The sequence below is a fragment of the Bradyrhizobium sp. S69 genome (assembly GCF_009766005.1).
GTDB lineage: Bacteria > Pseudomonadota > Alphaproteobacteria > Rhizobiales > Xanthobacteraceae > Bradyrhizobium.
This window is the reverse complement of the sequence record NZ_LMUK01000060.1, coordinates 63670-79586: the sequence shown is the minus strand read 5'-3', so window position 1 is coordinate 79586 and position 15917 is coordinate 63670. Positions and strand designations below refer to the sequence as shown.

16 protein-coding genes are annotated in these 15917 nt (G+C 62.4%); 10 read left to right on the top strand and 6 right to left on the bottom strand.

Annotation, left to right across the window (positions count from 1 at the left end; translation table 11 throughout):
- Positions 1-30 precede the first annotated feature (30 nt).
- Positions 31-1143 carry a 3-isopropylmalate dehydrogenase gene (gene leuB / locus GSQ88_RS32080; protein ID WP_159012148.1) on the bottom strand — a complete coding sequence of 371 codons (1113 nt, stop codon included), beginning with the start codon at positions 1141-1143 and terminating at the stop codon, positions 31-33.
- Positions 1144-1373: 230 nt separating this feature from the next.
- On the opposite strand from leuB, the gene GSQ88_RS32075 reads away from it, so the two are divergent.
- On the top strand, positions 1374-2564 hold the full coding sequence (locus tag GSQ88_RS32075) for a YbfB/YjiJ family MFS transporter (RefSeq protein ID WP_159012147.1): 1191 nt from the start codon (positions 1374-1376) through the stop codon (positions 2562-2564).
- 66 nt (positions 2565-2630) lie between these two features.
- Here GSQ88_RS32075 and GSQ88_RS32070 read toward each other — a convergent pair whose 3' ends face one another.
- The 4 genes from GSQ88_RS32070 to GSQ88_RS32055 all read right to left on the bottom strand — a co-directional run bounded on the left by GSQ88_RS32070 (position 2631) and on the right by GSQ88_RS32055 (position 5952).
- The gene (locus GSQ88_RS32070; RefSeq protein ID WP_159012146.1) at positions 2631-3416 is read right to left on the bottom strand and encodes a molybdopterin-binding protein; all 786 of its coding nucleotides are present in this window, start codon (positions 3414-3416) and stop codon (positions 2631-2633) included.
- A 22-nt stretch (positions 3417-3438) separates the two neighbouring features.
- The gene (locus tag GSQ88_RS32065) at positions 3439-4065 is read right to left on the bottom strand and encodes a cytochrome b/b6 domain-containing protein (RefSeq protein WP_159012145.1); all 627 of its coding nucleotides are present in this window, start codon (positions 4063-4065) and stop codon (positions 3439-3441) included.
- A 215-nt stretch (positions 4066-4280) separates the two neighbouring features.
- Positions 4281-4859: a fasciclin domain-containing protein gene (locus GSQ88_RS32060; RefSeq protein WP_159012144.1), complete on the bottom strand. Its 579-nt coding sequence runs from the start codon at positions 4857-4859 to the stop codon at positions 4281-4283.
- A gap of 307 nt (positions 4860-5166) precedes the next feature.
- Entirely contained in the window at positions 5167-5952 is a 786-nt protein-coding gene (locus GSQ88_RS32055) for an SDR family oxidoreductase (protein ID WP_159012142.1), read from the bottom strand.
- A gap of 99 nt (positions 5953-6051) precedes the next feature.
- Here GSQ88_RS32055 and GSQ88_RS32050 point away from each other — a divergent pair, with 99 nt between their 5' ends.
- Entirely contained in the window at positions 6052-7593 is a 1542-nt protein-coding gene (locus tag GSQ88_RS32050) for a malonate--CoA ligase (RefSeq protein ID WP_246785176.1), read from the top strand.
- Positions 7594-7838: 245 nt separating this feature from the next.
- On the opposite strand, the gene hisC is transcribed toward GSQ88_RS32050, so the two are convergent.
- A complete protein-coding gene (gene hisC, locus GSQ88_RS32045) occupies positions 7839-8912 on the bottom strand; it encodes a histidinol-phosphate transaminase (RefSeq protein ID WP_159012141.1) in 1074 nt (357 codons plus the stop codon).
- Positions 8913-9220: 308 nt separating this feature from the next.
- Here hisC and sdhC point away from each other — a divergent pair, with 308 nt between their 5' ends.
- The 8 genes from sdhC (at position 9221) to GSQ88_RS32005 (ending at position 15854) form a co-directional block, all read left to right on the top strand.
- Positions 9221-9619: a succinate dehydrogenase, cytochrome b556 subunit gene (gene sdhC / locus GSQ88_RS32040; protein WP_159012139.1), complete on the top strand. Its 399-nt coding sequence runs from the start codon at positions 9221-9223 to the stop codon at positions 9617-9619.
- The gene (gene sdhD / locus GSQ88_RS32035) at positions 9616-10017 is read left to right on the top strand and encodes a succinate dehydrogenase, hydrophobic membrane anchor protein (RefSeq protein WP_159012137.1); all 402 of its coding nucleotides are present in this window, start codon (positions 9616-9618) and stop codon (positions 10015-10017) included. The genes sdhC and sdhD overlap by 4 nt, the downstream gene beginning before the upstream one ends.
- Before the next feature lie 3 nt (positions 10018-10020).
- The gene (gene sdhA, locus GSQ88_RS32030; protein WP_159012135.1) at positions 10021-11862 is read left to right on the top strand and encodes a succinate dehydrogenase flavoprotein subunit; all 1842 of its coding nucleotides are present in this window, start codon (positions 10021-10023) and stop codon (positions 11860-11862) included.
- A 154-nt stretch (positions 11863-12016) separates the two neighbouring features.
- Positions 12017-12646, top strand: a complete 630-nt coding sequence (locus GSQ88_RS32025; RefSeq protein WP_159012133.1) for a class I SAM-dependent methyltransferase — start codon at positions 12017-12019, stop codon at positions 12644-12646.
- A 42-nt stretch (positions 12647-12688) separates the two neighbouring features.
- Entirely contained in the window at positions 12689-13471 is a 783-nt protein-coding gene (locus GSQ88_RS32020; protein ID WP_159012131.1) for a succinate dehydrogenase iron-sulfur subunit, read from the top strand.
- 36 nt (positions 13472-13507) lie between these two features.
- Positions 13508-14440 (top strand): glutathione S-transferase family protein, encoded by a 933-nt coding sequence (locus tag GSQ88_RS32015; RefSeq protein WP_159012129.1) that lies wholly within the window; start codon positions 13508-13510, stop codon positions 14438-14440.
- 100 nt (positions 14441-14540) lie between these two features.
- On the top strand, positions 14541-15443 hold the full coding sequence (locus GSQ88_RS32010; protein WP_159012126.1) for an FkbM family methyltransferase: 903 nt from the start codon (positions 14541-14543) through the stop codon (positions 15441-15443).
- 27 nt (positions 15444-15470) lie between these two features.
- The gene (locus GSQ88_RS32005) at positions 15471-15854 is read left to right on the top strand and encodes a VOC family protein (protein ID WP_159012125.1); all 384 of its coding nucleotides are present in this window, start codon (positions 15471-15473) and stop codon (positions 15852-15854) included.
- The last annotated feature ends 63 nt before the right edge of the window (positions 15855-15917 follow it).

The following is a 15917-nucleotide window of genomic DNA, read 5'->3' as shown; positions in this document are numbered from 1 at the left end:
AGGCCGGGACGACGGCGGATAGGCCTGCGCTTAGCTGTGCAGCGCCTGCAATTCTTTCAGGATCGCCTCGCCCATCTGCGTCGTGCTCACCACCGTGGTGCCTTCCGATTTGATATCGGCGGTGCGCAGGCCGGCGGCGAGCACTGCGGCGATGGCGGCGTCGAGTCTGTCGGCCAGCGCACCCATCTCGAACGAATAGCGCAGCGCCATGCCGAATGAGGCCAGCATCGCGATCGGATTAGCCAATCCACGGCCGGCGATGTCGGGTGCCGAGCCATGCACCGGCTCATACAGCGCCTTGCGCTTCTTCGTCTTGGCATTGACCGCGCCGAGCGAAGCCGACGGCAACAGGCCGAGCGAACCCGTCAGCATCGCCGCGATGTCGGACAGCATGTCGCCGAACAGATTGTCGGTGACGATGACATCGAACTGCTTCGGCGTCTTCACCAGGTTCATGCCGCCGGAATCGGCCAATTGATGCTCGAGCGTCACGTCCTGGTATTCGCGGGCATGGACCTGCGTCACCACCTCGTTCCAGAGCACGCCTGACTTCATGACGTTGCGCTTTTCCATCGAGGTCACCTTGTTGCGGCGCTGGCGCGCCAGATCGAAGGCGACGCGCGCGATGCGCTCGATCTCATAGGTGTCGTAGACCTGGGTATCGATAGCCCGCTTCTGGCCGTTGCCGATGTCAGTGATCGTTTTGGGCTCGCCGAAGTAAACCCCGCCGGTCAATTCGCGCACGATCATGATGTCGAGGCCTTCGACAATCTCGCGCTTCAGGCTGGAAGCATCCGCGAGCGCCGGATAGCACACGGCCGGCCGCAGATTGCCGTACAGGCCTAAATCCTTGCGCAAGCGCAGCAGGCCGGCTTCGGGCCGCACCTCATAGGGCACACTGTCCCACTTCGGACCGCCGACCGCGCCAAAGATCACCGCGTCGGCAGCCTGCGCCTTGGCCATGGTCTCGTCGGTGATGCTGACCTTGTGCGCGTCATAGGCCGAACCGCCGACCAATCCCTGCTCGGTCTCGAAATGCGCGATGCCTTGCGCGTTGAGCCAGTCGATCAGGCGCTGCACTTCCGCCATCACTTCGGGGCCGATGCCGTCGCCGGAGAGAAGCAGCAGTTTATGGGTCGCCATGGTCCGTTACCTCGGGATCATTGTTGGTTCGTCATTGCCGGGCTTGACCCGGCAATCCAGCATTTTTCAAGATGATGGATGCCCGGGTCGAGTCCGGGCATGACGACGGAGTAAACTCGCGCGCGGAGTGCTAAAACGGCATTGCGCGATTGGCAAGACACCATTGATGACCGCGGCCTGTGCAAGCCGGCCTGCCCCTGCCACAATGGGTTGTTGCTGGAGTATTTCCCTTGCATGCCCCCGAGCGTTCCCTGCCCGCCACGCATGCCGCGCGGCTGATTATGGTGCTGTCGCTGACACCGACGATCGGCCTCGGTATCGGCCGCTTTGCCTATTCGCTGGTGCTGCCGGACATGCGCGATTCGCTTGGCTGGTCCTATTCCGCCGCGGGCTTCATGAACACCATCAATGCCGCCGGGTACCTCGCCGGCGCCTTGATCGCCTCCGCCCTGGTGAAACGCTTTGGGCTGTCCGCGGTGGTGCGCTGGGGAACCGTCGCCGCGGTAGCCTCGCTGGCGCTCTGCGCGCTATCAGGCAATTTTGTCGTCTTGAGCTTTGCGCGCCTGCTCGCGGGCGTGGGCGCGGCGGTCGGCTTCGTCGCCAGCGGCGCGCTGGCGGCGACTATCGCGCAGTCGAAGCCGGAGCGGGCGAATTTTCTGCTGAGTTTGTTCTATGCCGGCCCCGGCTCGGGCATCCTGCTGTCCGGCCTGATCGCGCCCTTCACCTTGCAGGCCTTCGGGCCGGGATCGTGGTGGATCGTGTGGTGGGCGATGACGCTATTGGCCGCCATCATGATCCTGCCGCTGCTGCTGACCCGTTTTGGCGCCAACGCCGAGATCGCCGATCCGACGCCCGTCCGATTCGCAATCCGGCCGGCGCTGATCTATCTCGCCGGCTATTTCCTGTTCGGCGCCGGCTACATCGCCTACATGACCTTCATGATTGCCTATGTGCGCGATGCCGGCGGCGGCGCACCGGCGCAGAGCGCGTTCTGGTGCCTGATCGGACTGAGCGCATTCGCGACGCCATGGATCTGGCGCCGGGTGCTGGCGCTCGACCGCGGCGGCCGCTCGACCGCGATCATTCTCGCCGTCAATGCGGTCGGCGCGGCGCTGCCGCTGTTCGGCCATTCGGTCGTGCTGCTGGCGATATCGGCGCTGGTGTTCGGCGTTTCGTTCTTTGCCGTGGTCGGCTCGACCACCGCCTTCGTCCGCTTCAATTATCCGCATGCGGCGTGGCCGACCGCGATCGCGGCGCTGACGATTTCCTTTGGCATCGGCCAGACGCTCGGGCCCGTCGTCACCGGCGCCATCACCGACGCGTTCGGCAACCTGTCCTATGCGCTCAACGCAGGCGCTGCGATGCTGGCGATGGGCGCGGTTCTGGCGGCGTTTCAGGGAAGATTGGTGAATAGCGAATAGCGAGTGGCGAATAGGGAAGATGCGCGCGAATTTTTCTTTCTACTCGCTACTCGCCATTCGCCCCCATCAACTCCCGCTGAACGAATTATATCCCTGGTCTTCCCAGTAGCCGCCCTTGTAGTCGTTGGTGACTTCCATCGACATCACATATTTCGGATTCTTGAAGCCGAGCTTGGTCGGCACCCGGATCTTCATCGGAAAACCGTAGGCGCGGGGCAGAATCTCGTCGGCGAACTTGAAGGTCATCTGGGTCTGCGGATGCAGCGCCGTGCGCATGTCGAGCGGCGAGTTGTAGCCTTCCTTGTCGGCGCACTGGAACCAGACATATTTCGCGCTTGTATCCGCGCCGATCAGTTTGAGGAAGTCGCGCAGCGGCGTGCCGGTCCAGCTCCCGATCGCGCTCCAGCCCTCGACGCAGATATGGCGCGTCACCTGCTTGACCTGCGGCAGCTTGTAGAGTTCGTCCAGCGTCCATGATTTCTTGTTATCGACGAGACCCCGCACCTCGAGCTTCCATTCGTCGCCGCTGACCTCCGGCGCATCGTCGAGTTCGTAATAGGCATTGAACGGAAACGGTTTTGTAATCGCGCTCTCCGGAAAGGTCGGCGCCAGCGCGTCGGGATTGAAGATCGCCGCCTGTACCGCGTCATTGAATTTCGAGATCTGCGCCAGCAGATTGTCGGCCGAAAAACTGTCGGTGACGTCGCATCCGGTCAACAGCGTCAGCGCGCCGAGGCTGGCGCCGCCGGCGATGAAACGCCGGCGCGCCAGATCTGGCATCGCCCGGGCAGCGTCCTTGACCAACAGCTTCTTGTCGACCCCGGGAATTAAGAGGGAGCGCAAGCGACCCATGATATGTCTCCTCAAGAATGTATTAGCGGCCGATGATCATGGCGCGCAGACTCTTAGGCACCAGCAGCGCCAGCGCGACATGCACCACCAGGAAGGCGCAGATCAGCGCCATGCAGGTGAAGTGGACATAGCGCGCGATATCATAGCCGCCGAATAACGCGGTCAGATATTGCAACTGCACCGGCTTCCAGATCGACAGCCCCGACAACACGATCACAATCCCGACCACGATGATGCCGGCATACAGCAGCTTCTGCACGTTGTTGTATTTCGAGAGGTCGCCATGCGACAGCTTGAAGGTCAGCGCCGCCCTGGTATCGGCAATCACGCCTGACGGCGTGATCGGAAGCAGCTTGCGGCGGAAGCGGCCGGTGGCGAGGCCCGTGATCAGATAGAGCAGGCCGTTGACCATCAACAGCCACATCGCGGCGAAATGCCAGAGCAACCCGCCGCCGAGCCAGCCGCCCAAGGTGATCGACGACGAAAAGCTGAACTTGAACAACGGCGAGGCGTTATAGATTTGCCAGCCCGACATGATCATCACCACGATCGCCACGGCGTTGGCCCAGTGCATGGCGCGGACCCAGGCAGGCTGAATGACTTTCGCGGCCGGGGCCGGGCGGTGATCACTGATGGTCATACTGGACATGGTTGTTCGCTCGCTGGCGTGGATACCCCCCTTATACGCTGGGAACCGGCATTTAGTTACAGCGATGCGGTCCATGGGACCGACGGCGGGCGGCCGTCGACGTTCACAAAAAAGCGAGCCGGGTTTTCCCCCGGCTCGCAATGGCGTGTCCCGAAGGGGCACGTAGGATCAGGACACGTTAGATCGAGATACGTTAGATCAAGATACTTGGGGTCTTACGAGGGCATCAGGACGGTATCGACCACGTGGATCACGCCGTTCGACTGATTGACGTTCGGGATCGTGACGGTCGAGGAACCACCCTTGGAATCGATGATCATCACGGTGTCGCCCGAGCGCTTCACGGTCAGCTCTTCGCCCTGAACGGTCTTCAGCTTCTTGCCGTCGGTCAGGTCGGAGGCTTCAAGCTTGCCGGCAACCACGTGATAGGTCAGGATTTTGGTCAGGGTCGCCTTGTTCTCGGGCTTCACCAGGGTATCGACGGTGCCGGCCGGAAGCTTGGCGAAAGCGGCGTTGGTCGGCGCGAATACCGTGAACGGGCCCTTGCCTTCGAGGGTATCGACCAGGCCGGCAGCCTTCACCGCGGCGACGAGGGTGGTGTGGTCCTTCGAATTGACGGCGTTCTGGATGATGTTCTTCGAGGGGAACATCGCGGCGCCGCCGACCATCACGGTCTTCTCGCCTGACATTTCGCTCTTCATCTTGTCTTGTGCGCTAACGGGCGCAACGATCGTGGCAGTGATGGCGAACGCGCTGAACGCGACGGCCGAAAGCAGAGCAATACGCTTGGACATGGATCATCTCCCGATGAATGGATTGGGTGACCGGCGGGTTTGCCGGATTGTTGACGACCGCGTCGGATGCCTGGATCCGCCTGCGCTGTCGTTGCCCGAGTTACGGGAGGGTTTTGGCGTGGTTTCAGGGAATATATTTTCGACGGTGTGAAACTATTTTTGGGTGACGCCGTTTGCGGCGTCGCTCGACCGTAGTGTAACTCGTCATTGCGAGGAGCGAAGCGACGAAGCAATCCAGTCTTACTTTGTGGCTCTGGATTGCTTCGCTTGCGCTCGCAATGACGGCCTCAATGCTTACGGTTCGTCCTCACGACGCCTTCTGCGCCGGCGCGGGCTCACGATTATGCGGCATCTGAATAAAACCGCGATTGTGGGTCGGGCTGATCAGGATTTCGTTGACGCACACACGAGGCGGCATGCTGGCGACGAAGGCGATGGTGCGGCCGCAATCCTCGGGCTGCAGCATCTTGGCCTGCTCTTCTTCCGACGGCACTTGCGGCCGCAATTTGAGGATCGGGGTTGCGACCTCGCCGGGCGACAAACAGCACGCCCGCAAACCGTTGACGCATTCATCCATGTTGAACGAATGGGTCAGCGCCAGCACCGCATGTTTGGTCGTGGTGTAGGCCGGGCCCGGCATCTTCGAGACGTGACGGCCGGCCCACGATGCGACGTTGATGATGCAGCCATCCTTCTGTCTGCGCATCGCCGGCAGCACCGCGCGCATGCAATACAGCACGCCGTTGAGATTGATCTCGACCAGTTTGTCCCAGCCTTCCAGCTCCATGTCGGCCCAGCTGCGCTTGGGAACATTGATACCGGCGCTGTTAACCAACAGATCGATGCGGCCATGCCTGGCGAGGATATGATCGGCGGCCTTGGACACGTCGGCCTTGTGGCTGACGTCGAGCGGGATCGCCTCGGCCTTGCCTCCGCTTTTCGTGATCTTGGCCACCACCGTATCCAGGGCATCCTGGCGCCGCCCCGAAACCACCACGATCCAGCCGTCCGCCGCCAGCGCTTCGGCGCCGGCTTCGCCGATGCCGCTGCCGCCGCCGGTCACCCAGGCCACGCGTTTCCCGCTATTTGTCATGCAAACTGTCTCCGTTGCTTTGTGAAGGGCGTTTTTGCTAATGAACGCCTCATGATTTACGGCCGATCGGATGCGGCCGTCCGCCCCCTGCAATGATGCATGAACGCACCCCAGAAAACCACCATGAACGCCAACCTGTTTTCTCGCCTGTTTGACGACCTCGACAATCCGGCGCGCCTCGCGATCGAGATGCTCGACGGCACCCGCATCAGCTATGGCGATCTGATCGGTGAGGCCGGGCGGATCGCCAATGTGCTGGTGGCAAGCGGCGTCAAGCCGGGCGACCGGGTCGCGGCCCAAACCGATAAATCAGTGCCGGGCCTCGTGCTGTATCTCGCCACCGTGCGCGCCGGCGCGGTCTATCTGCCGCTCAACACCGCCTACACCCTCAACGAGCTGGAATATTTCCTCACCGACGCCGAGCCGTCGCTGGTGGTGTGCGATCCCTCCAAGGCCGAAGGCATCGCCGCGATCGCGACCAAGATCAACGCCCACGTCATGACGCTGGGCGCCGATGGCAAGGGATCGCTGACCGAGGCTGCGGCCAAGGCCAAGCCCGAGTTCACCACCGTCGCGCGCGCCAACGACGACCTCGCCGCGATCCTCTACACGTCGGGCACCACCGGCCGTTCCAAGGGCGCGATGCTGACGCATGACAACCTCGCATCGAATTCGTTCAGCTTGGTCGACACCTGGCGCTTCACCGACAAGGATGTGCTGATCCACGCGCTGCCGATCTATCACACCCACGGCCTGTTCGTGGCCAGCAACGTCACGCTGTTCGCTCGCGCCTCGATGATCTTCCTGCCGAAGTTCGATCCTGAAACGATCATCAAGCTGATGGCGCGCGCCACCGTGATGATGGGCGTGCCGACCTTTTATACAAGGCTGCTGCAAAGCCCGGCGCTGAACAAGGAATCCACCGCGCATATGCGGCTGTTCATTTCGGGCTCCGCGCCGCTGCTCGCCGACACCCATCGCGAATGGTCGGCGCGCACGGGATTCGCCATCCTCGAACGCTATGGCATGACCGAAACCAACATGAACACCTCGAACCCCTATGACGGCGACCGGGTGCCCGGCGCGGTCGGCCGCGCGCTGCCCGGCGTCTCGGTGCGGGTCACCGATCCCGAAACCGGCAAGGAAATCGCCCGCGACACCATCGGCATGATCGAGGTCAAGGGTCCGAACGTGTTCAAGGGCTATTGGCGGATGCCGGAAAAGACCAAGGCCGAATTCCGCGACGACGGCTTTTTCATCACCGGCGATCTCGGCAAGATCGACGCCGACGACTATGTCCACATCCTCGGTCGCGGCAAGGATCTCGTGATCTCCGGCGGCTTCAACGTCTACCCCAAGGAGATCGAAAGCGAGATCGACGCCATGCCGGGCGTGATCGAATCCGCCGTAATCGGCGTGCCGCACGCGGATTTCGGCGAGGGCGTCACCGCGGTCGTGGTCTGCACCAAGGACGCCAAGGTCGATGAAGCTTCGGTACTGAAAGCGCTCGACGGGCGGCTCGCCAAATTCAAGATGCCGAAACGGGTGTTCGTGGTCGACGAATTGCCGCGCAACGCCATGGGCAAGGTGCAGAAGAATATTTTGCGCGATACGTATTCGAAGATCTACGCGAAGAATTGACGTCCCCATCAAGTCTTCGGGACGCGCGAAAACGCGCTCCTCAGAGCCTATGAAGCTATTTCCGCCGTCATCCTGAGGTGCTCGCCATCTTCGGCGAGCCTCGAAGGATGGTGTTCAGCGCTGTGCTTGCGGCCATCCTTCGAGGCTCGCAAGAGCTCGCACCTCAGGATGACGTCCGAGATAGCTTCGCAGCCTCTCAGGATTTCGCGCGAGCGGTGAAGCCCACGAACAGCGACGCCGCTCCCTCAAGCAGCAGGCGCGCTGCCCAAAATGTCCGACAGCGCCGATAACAGCCGGTCAATTTGCCCGTCGGTGCCCACACTTATCCGCAGATAGTCGGAGATGCGTGGCGCGGAAAAATGGCGAACGATCACTGCGCGTTGGCGCAATGCGGTGGCCAGCGCCGCGCCCTGATGCGCCGGATGACGCGCGAAGACGAAGTTGGCGGAGGACGGCAGCACGTCGAAGCCAAGCCGGACCAATCCGCGGTTTAGCCGTTCCCGGCCTTCGATCACGCGAGCCCGGCTCTGTTGAAAATAGCTTTCGTCTTCGAGCGAGGCGATGGCGCCGGCCTGGGCGGGCCGGCCAAGCGGATAGGAGTTGAAGCTGTCCTTTACCCGGGTCAGCGCCTCGATCAGGTCGGCATCGCCGATCGCATAGCCAACCCTCAAGCCGGCCAGGGCCCGGGATTTGGACATGGTCTGGACGACCAAAAGGTTCGGGTGGGAGGCGACCAGCGGAATCGCGGTCTCGGCGCCGAAATCGACATAGGCCTCGTCGATCACCACGGGAGCGTCCGGATGTTGCTCCAGCAGGGTCACGATCTCGGCCCGCGACAGCGCAATCCCGGTTGGCGCATTCGGATTGGGAACGATGAGCGCGCCGGCCGGCCGGCGATAATCGGCAACGCGGATCTGCATCGCCTGATCGAGCGGCACCGTCTCATAGGCGATACCGAACAGACGGCAATAGACCGGGTAGAAACTGTAGGTGATGTCCGGAAACAGCAGCGGCGCATCATGCTTGAGCAGCGCGGCGAACGCGTGCGCCAGCACCTCGTCCGAGCCGTTGCCGACGAACACCTGTTCGGGGCTGACCTGATGGTAGCCGGCCAACGCCGCACGCAGCGCGATCGCCTGTGGGTCGGGATATAGACGCAGCGTATCGGTCGCCTCGCCGCGTATCGCTTCCAGCGCGCGTGGCGAAGGGCCCAATGGGCTTTCATTGGTGTTGAGCTTGACCAACTCCACCATGCGCGGCTGCTCGCCGGGCACATAGGGTCTCAGATCGTGGGTCAAACTGCTCCAGAAACGGCTCATCTGTCTCGTCCCGTTGTTCGGCTAACAATGACGCGCTGCCGTCTATTACCGCCCGTACAAGAGACCTAGCACAAAGGCCGCGCCTGCTCGCCCCACGTTCATGAATCGTGCTTCAGGCGTACCCGGCCGGGCCGCGCCCCAACGCTTGTCAATGCCTGCAATTGCAAGGCTCATCCGTAGGGATGAATGACGGTTCGCTATTGGTGATTTTGCCCGTTGCACTCGCTGTTTCGACTACGTAAATAGAATTACTCTATCGCGATCCCCGCCGGGCCTGCGCGGGCCCGCCAACAGTCAAAAAGCCGCCGATGACCGCCAGGATCGAACGTCCGCTTTCGCCACATCTTCAGACCTACCGCTGGACGTTGACGATGGCGCTGTCCATCATCCACCGCGCCACCGGCATGGCGCTCTATGTCGGCACCCTGCTGCTGGCATGGTGGCTGATCGCGGCGGCCACCGGACCGACCGCCTATGCCAATGTGCAAGCCTTTACGTCAAGCTTCATCGGACGGCTGATCGTATTCGGTTATACCTGGGCGCTGATGCACCATTTGCTCAGCGGCATCCGGCATTTCGTCTGGGACCTGGGCTATGGCTTCAAGGCCAATGAGCGCGAAGCGCTGACCTGGGGCGCTGCGATCGGCGGCATCTCGCTCACGGTACTGTTGTGGATCATCGCTTACGTGATCGGGGGTGGCCGATGAGTACGCCTGATCCGTCCAAGTCGATGCGCACGCCGCTCGGGCGCGTGCGCAATCTCGGCGCCTCGCATTCCGGCACCTCCGATTTCTGGCGCCAACGCATGACCGCGGTGGCGATGGTGCTGTTGATGGTGCCCGCGATCGTGATCGTGATGATGCTGCTCGGCCGCAATCAGGCCGGCGCGGCGCAGGTCCTCGGCTCGGCGCCAATCGCGATCATCATGCTGTTGTTCATCGTCGCCAGCACCTGGCACATGAAAATCGGCATGCAGGTCGTGATCGAAGACTACGTACATAGCGAGATGGTGAAGCTTGCGTGCGTGATGGCCAATAATTTCTTCTGCATCGCGGTGGCGCTGGCCTCGATCTACGCGATCCTAAAACTGTCATCGGGAGTGTAATCCATGGCCGAGGGCAACGGAAAAACCACGAACGGCGCGGGTGGCCCGGCCACCAACGGCAAGGCCTATCCGATCGAGGATCACACCTATGATGTGGTCGTCGTCGGCGCCGGCGGCGCCGGACTGCGCGCGGTGGTCGGCTGCGGCGAGGCCGGCTTGCGCACCGCCTGCATCACCAAGGTTTTTCCGACGCGCTCGCATACCGTAGCAGCCCAGGGCGGCATCTCCGCCTCGCTCGGCAACATGCATCCGGACGACTGGCGCTGGCACATGTACGACACCGTCAAGGGGTCGGACTGGCTCGGCGACCAGGACTCGATCGAATACATGGTGCGCAACGCACCGGACGCGGTCTACGAGCTCGAGCATTGGGGCGTGCCGTTCTCGCGCACCGAGGACGGCAAGATCTATCAGCGGCCGTTCGGCGGCATGACGCTGGATTACGGCAAGGGCCAGGCGCAGCGCACCTGCGCGGCCGCCGACCGCACCGGCCACGCCATGCTGCACACCATGTACGGCCAGGCGCTGCGGCATTCCGCGGAATTCTACATCGAATTTTTCGCCATCGACCTGATCATGGACGACCAAGGCGTCTGCCGCGGCGTGATCGCGCTCAAGCTCGATGACGGCACGCTGCATCGCTTCCGGGCGCAGACCACGATCCTGGCGACCGGCGGCTATGGCCGCGCCTACGCCTCCTGCACCTCCGCCCACACCTGCACCGGTGACGGCGGCGCGATGGCGCTGCGCGCCGGGCTGCCGCTGCAGGACATGGAGTTCGTCCAGTTCCACCCCACCGGAATCTACGGTTCGGGCTGCCTCGTCACCGAAGGCGCGCGCGGCGAAGGCGGCTATCTCGTCAATTCCGAAGGCGAGCGCTTCATGGAGCGCTATGCGCCTTCCGCCAAGGATCTTGCCTCGCGCGACGTGGTGTCACGCGCCATGACCATCGAAATGCGGGAAGGCCGCGGCGTCGGCAAGAAGAAAGACCACATCTTCCTGCACCTCGACCATCTCGATCCCAAGGTGCTGCACGAACGGCTGCCCGGCATTTCCGAATCGGCCAAGATTTTCGCCAATGTCGACGTCACCCGCGAGCCGATCCCGATCCTGCCGACGGTGCACTACAACATGGGCGGCATCCCGACCAATTTTCACGCCGAGGTGCTGACCAAGAAGGACGGCGACGACAACGCGGTGGTGCAGGGCCTGATGGCGATCGGCGAAGCCGCCTGCGTCTCGGTGCATGGCGCCAACCGTCTTGGCTCGAATTCGCTGATCGACCTGGTGGTATTCGGCCGCGCCGCGGCGCTGCGCTGCGCCGAAAAGCTGACGCCGAACGGCAAGCAGCCGGAATTGCCGGCGGGTTCGGCCGACAAGGCGCTGGGGCGGCTCGACCATTATCGATATGCCGCCGGCGGCACGCCGACCGCGAAGCTGCGCGACAGCATGCAAAACGTGATGCAGAATAATTGCGCGGTGTTCCGCACCGGCGAAATCCTCAATGAAGGCCAGAACCTGATCCACAAGGTTCATGGCGGCATCGGCGACGTGTCGGTGAGCGATCGTTCGCTGGTATGGAATTCCGATCTGGTCGAGACACTCGAATTCGACAATCTGATCGTGCAGGCGGTGGTAACGATGGACTCAGCGGCGAACCGCAGCGAGAGCCGCGGCGCCCATGCGCGGGAGGATTTTCCCAACCGCGACGACAAGAACTGGATGAAGCACTCGCTGGCGTGGATCGACGAGGCCGGCAAGACCTCGATCGATTATCGCCCGGTGCATGATTATACCATGACCAACGACGTTCAGTATATTCCGCCAAAGGCGCGGGTGTACTGATGACAGTTCGCCTTGAGGATGCTGTTATATGATTTTTCAGGAGCAACTTCCGCTCCAAAGGATCTTTATGGCACATCAAGATTATTCCTCGCTCACCATAAACAGTCCTAATCCGGTCAAGCGGTGGAGCCATCGAACGCGATTTAAGGTCGCGTTGGGAATCATCGATCCCCAGCCCAACGACAGCATCCTGGATTACGGCACCGGCGACGCCTTCACCCTCAAGCTGATCAAGGAAGCGCAACCCTCGGCGAAGTGTATTGGTTACGATCCGTTTCTGGACTCGGCCGCGCACGAGGTGAAGGCGACATACCCCGACATCGAGCTGTTGACGGAGTTCGCGCCGCTGAAGGGACAGAGCTTTGCCAAGGTGCTCTGCTTCGAAACGCTCGAGCATTTTGACGGCCGCTTTCTGGAAACCCGGCTCGACGAACTGACCGGCCTGGTGGCGCCACAGGGACGTCTCGTGATCTCGGTACCGATCGAAATCGGCCCGGCGTCGCTGTTCAAGAATGCCGTTCGGGTGCAGATGGGCAAGGTGCACCCTGGAACGACCTTGGCCAAGGTGGTGCAAAGCACCTTGTACCAACGCAATCTCGGACGATCGGCGGCCGACACCGGCGGCTACATCAATTCACATGTCGGCTTCGACTATCGCAGTCTGCTGCCTCTGCTGGAAAAGCGAAACTTTCGTCTGATGCAGACGTCGTTTTCGCCGCTGGCGGGTTTTGCGACGGATGCGGTAAATAGCCAGATATTCCTGCGATTTCTACGTAACACGTAGAAGCTCTGACAACGGACGGCCAAGGCGAGAAGGATTTGTTTGATGGTTGAATTCGCACTGCCCAAGAATTCGAAGATCACCGGCGGCAAGGCCTGGCCGAAGCCGGCCGGCGCGACCGAGACGCGCGAGTTCAATGTCTATCGCTGGAATCCGGACGACGGCAAAAATCCCAGTGTCGATACCTATCACATCGACACCAGCGATTGCGGCCCGATGGTGCTGGACGCCCTGATCTGGATCAAGAACCACATCGACCCGACGCTGACCTTCCGCCGCTCCTGCCGCGAAGGCGTCTGCGGCTCCTGTGCCATGAACATCGACGGCCAGAACACGCTGGCCTGCACCAAGTCGATGCACGACGTGAAGGACGGCGCGGTCAAGGTCAATCCGCTGCCGCATCAGCCCGTGGTCAAGGATCTGGTGCCGGACCTGACCAATTTCTACGCCCAATACGCCTCGATCGAGCCGTGGCTGAAGACCACGACGCCGACGCCGCAGAAGGAATGGAAGCAGAGCCACGAGGACCGCGAAAAACTCGACGGCCTCTACGAATGCATCCTCTGCGCATGCTGCTCGACGTCCTGCCCGAGCTATTGGTGGAATCCCGAGCGCTTCCTCGGCCCTGCCGCGTTGCTGCAGGCCACCCGCTGGGTCAAGGACAGCCGCGATGAAGCCACCGGCGAACGGCTCGACAATCTCGAGGATCCGTTCCGGCTCTATCGCTGCCACACCATCATGAACTGCGCCAAGGCGTGCCCGAAGGGCCTCAACCCTTCCGAGGCCATCGCCGAACTCAAGATGAAGATGGTCGAGCGCCGGATCTAAACGGATCGTCATCCCGCGCGGGCATGGAACAATCCCATGACGACCACATTCCCGATCATCCTGCACCATTTCGAGCAGTCGCCGTTCTCGGAAAAGATCAGGATCGTGTTCGGCCTGAAGAACATCGAGTGGCATTCGGTGCTCATCTCGCGGATCATGCCGCGTCCGGATTTGATGCCGATGACCGGCGGCTATCGGCGCACGCCGGTGATGCAGATCGGCGCCGATATCTACTGCGACACGCAATGCATCCTGCGCGAGTTGGAGCTGCGTTTTCCCGAACCCACGCTGCTGCCGAGCGGATATCGAGGCCTGGCATCGGCCAGCGCGATGTGGGCCGACCGCTCGTTCTTCCAGAACACCGTCAACCTGGTGTTCGGCTTGCTGGCGGACAAGGTCCCGCAGGACTTCATCGCCGACCGTGAAAAGCTGCGCGGCGCCAAGTTCGACGTCGCGGCGATGACGGCGGCGATCCCGCAGATGCGCGATCAGTTTCGCGCCCATGTCGGCTGGATCGAGACCCAGTTGGCCGATGGCGGACCCTGGCTGGGTGGCGACAAGGTCGGCCTTTGCGATGTGCACGCCTACATGAACCTGTGGTATGTGCGCACGAATCTTCCCAATGCCGACGCCATGCTCGCGGAATTTGGCCATACGCGCGCATGGGAGGCGCGACTACGCGCGGTCGGCCATGGCCGCCGCTCGGGCGAGATGTCGACCGCCGCCGCGCGCGAGATTGCCGCGGCCGCCGCGCCGCGAACCGTCGAATTGTCCGACCCCAACGATCCGAACGGCCGCAAGCCCGGCGACCGGGTCGAAGTCGTGCCCGACGACTACGGCAAGATCAAAGTGGGCGGCGAGATCGTCGCGCTCTCTTCGCAGCATATTGCCATTCGCCGGCATGATCCGCGGGCCGGCGAGGTTATCGTGCATTTTCCGCGCGCCGGCTTCCTGATATTGCCTGCCTAGGGGTCTCGCTTCCCCGCTGGTAACAGTGCAAGGCTTCGCGCAGCGGAGTGGCCTACGACGGCCCCGACCGATGGCGTTGGAGTCGCCGGCAAAGTCGGCTATGCATGCGGCGCTTTTTCGGAAAGCTTGCCGCGAGGACTTCTTGACGACACCGACGCATCCGCTCGCCCCTGCCGCGATCGCCGCCAACGACCTGGCCGCGTCGCCATTCGGGACGTTCACACCCAACGCGGTGCAAGCCGCGGTGATTTCGCTGGCGCAACGCTCGCGGTTGAAGCGCGGCGCCTTCCGTCCGATGTTGTCGCGGCTGGTCAATCTGCTGCGTGCGGGACCGGTCGACGTGCCGTACCAGGGCGCATCGTTTCGCTTCTATCACCAGGCCAGCGCCACCGAGCGCGGCGCCTTGTTCAATCCCGATTACAACATCGAGGAACTGGATTTCCTGCGGGCGCATACGCCCGTCGGCGGCGTGTTCGTCGATGTCGGTGCCAATGTCGGGACCTATGCGATGCCGCTGGCGCGCCACGTCGGCGAGAGCGGAAAGGTGATCGCGATCGAGCCGCATCCCGTCACCCATGCGCGGCTTTCGTTCAACCGCGCGGCGTCCGGCTTCACCCAGGTTGTCTTGGTGGCGGCTGCGGCCGGCGACGCCGACGGCGAATTGATGATCGAAACCGACGGCGACAATCTCGGCGCCAGCCACATCGTGTCGGGCGAACGTACCGGCAATGCCATCACGGTGCCGTCGCTGCGGTTGCAGCGGATTCTCGGCGACGCCGGCGCTACCCATGTCGATGCCCTCAAGATCGATGTCGAAGGCTATGAGGACCGCGTGTTGACCGGCTTCTTTCAGGAAGCGCCGTCGTCGCTATGGCCGCGCGCGGTGGTGGTCGAACACCTGTCGCGCAACGAATGGCTCGCCGACTGCATTGCCGACATGCGCGCGCGGGGTTACGCCGAGACCGGCAAGACCCGCAGCAATACCTTGCTGGTGAAACAATAATCGCATTGCAAAACGCAGGAGATTTCGATGCTCGACCACATCGGCTTTCCGGTTTCCGATTACGAACGCGCCAAGGCCTTCTATCTGAAGGCGCTGGCGCCGCTCGGCTACAGCCTCATCATGGAAGTCTCGCAACACCAGAACGACCACCCCGCGGCCGGCTTCGGCGCCGACGGCAAGCCTGATTTCTGGATCGGCGGCGAAGGCGGCCTGGACAAGCCGCTGCATGTCGCGATCCTCGCCAAAGACCACGCGACCGTCGACGCGTTCCACAAAGAGGCGCTCGCGGCAGGCGGGCGTGATAATGGCGCGCCCGGCATTCGCGCGCATTATCATCCTAATTATTACGGCGCCTTCGTGCTTGATCCCGATGGCCATAACATCGAGTCGGTATGCCACGCGCCGGAATGACCGGTTCCATGCCATCCCGGCCCAGGAACAGGAACATCGCCGCTTCCGGCCCGTTGTCGCCTC

Excerpts from the sequence above, each read along its gene's own strand:
- GSQ88_RS32015 (WP_159012129.1), top strand. The coding sequence starts at position 13,508 with ATGACGACCACATTCCCGATCATCCTGCACCATTTCGAGCAGTCGCCG.
- GSQ88_RS32010 (WP_159012126.1), top strand. The coding sequence starts at position 14,541 with ATGCATGCGGCGCTTTTTCGGAAAGCTTGCCGCGAGGACTTCTTGACG.
- hisC (WP_159012141.1), bottom strand. The coding sequence starts at position 8,912 with ATGAGCCGTTTCTGGAGCAGTTTGACCCACGATCTGAGACCCTATGTG.
- sdhA (WP_159012135.1), top strand. The coding sequence starts at position 10,021 with ATGGCCGAGGGCAACGGAAAAACCACGAACGGCGCGGGTGGCCCGGCC.
- GSQ88_RS32070 (WP_159012146.1), bottom strand. The coding sequence starts at position 3,416 with ATGGGTCGCTTGCGCTCCCTCTTAATTCCCGGGGTCGACAAGAAGCTG.
- GSQ88_RS32060 (WP_159012144.1), bottom strand. The coding sequence starts at position 4,859 with ATGTCCAAGCGTATTGCTCTGCTTTCGGCCGTCGCGTTCAGCGCGTTC.
- GSQ88_RS32005 (WP_159012125.1), top strand. The coding sequence starts at position 15,471 with ATGCTCGACCACATCGGCTTTCCGGTTTCCGATTACGAACGCGCCAAG.
- sdhD (WP_159012137.1), top strand. The coding sequence starts at position 9,616 with ATGAGTACGCCTGATCCGTCCAAGTCGATGCGCACGCCGCTCGGGCGC.
- GSQ88_RS32055 (WP_159012142.1), bottom strand. The coding sequence starts at position 5,952 with ATGACAAATAGCGGGAAACGCGTGGCCTGGGTGACCGGCGGCGGCAGC.
- GSQ88_RS32020 (WP_159012131.1), top strand. The coding sequence starts at position 12,689 with ATGGTTGAATTCGCACTGCCCAAGAATTCGAAGATCACCGGCGGCAAG.
- leuB (WP_159012148.1), bottom strand. The coding sequence starts at position 1,143 with ATGGCGACCCATAAACTGCTGCTTCTCTCCGGCGACGGCATCGGCCCC.
- GSQ88_RS32050 (WP_246785176.1), top strand. The coding sequence starts at position 6,052 with ATGAACGCACCCCAGAAAACCACCATGAACGCCAACCTGTTTTCTCGC.
- GSQ88_RS32065 (WP_159012145.1), bottom strand. The coding sequence starts at position 4,065 with ATGTCCAGTATGACCATCAGTGATCACCGCCCGGCCCCGGCCGCGAAA.
- sdhC (WP_159012139.1), top strand. The coding sequence starts at position 9,221 with ATGACCGCCAGGATCGAACGTCCGCTTTCGCCACATCTTCAGACCTAC.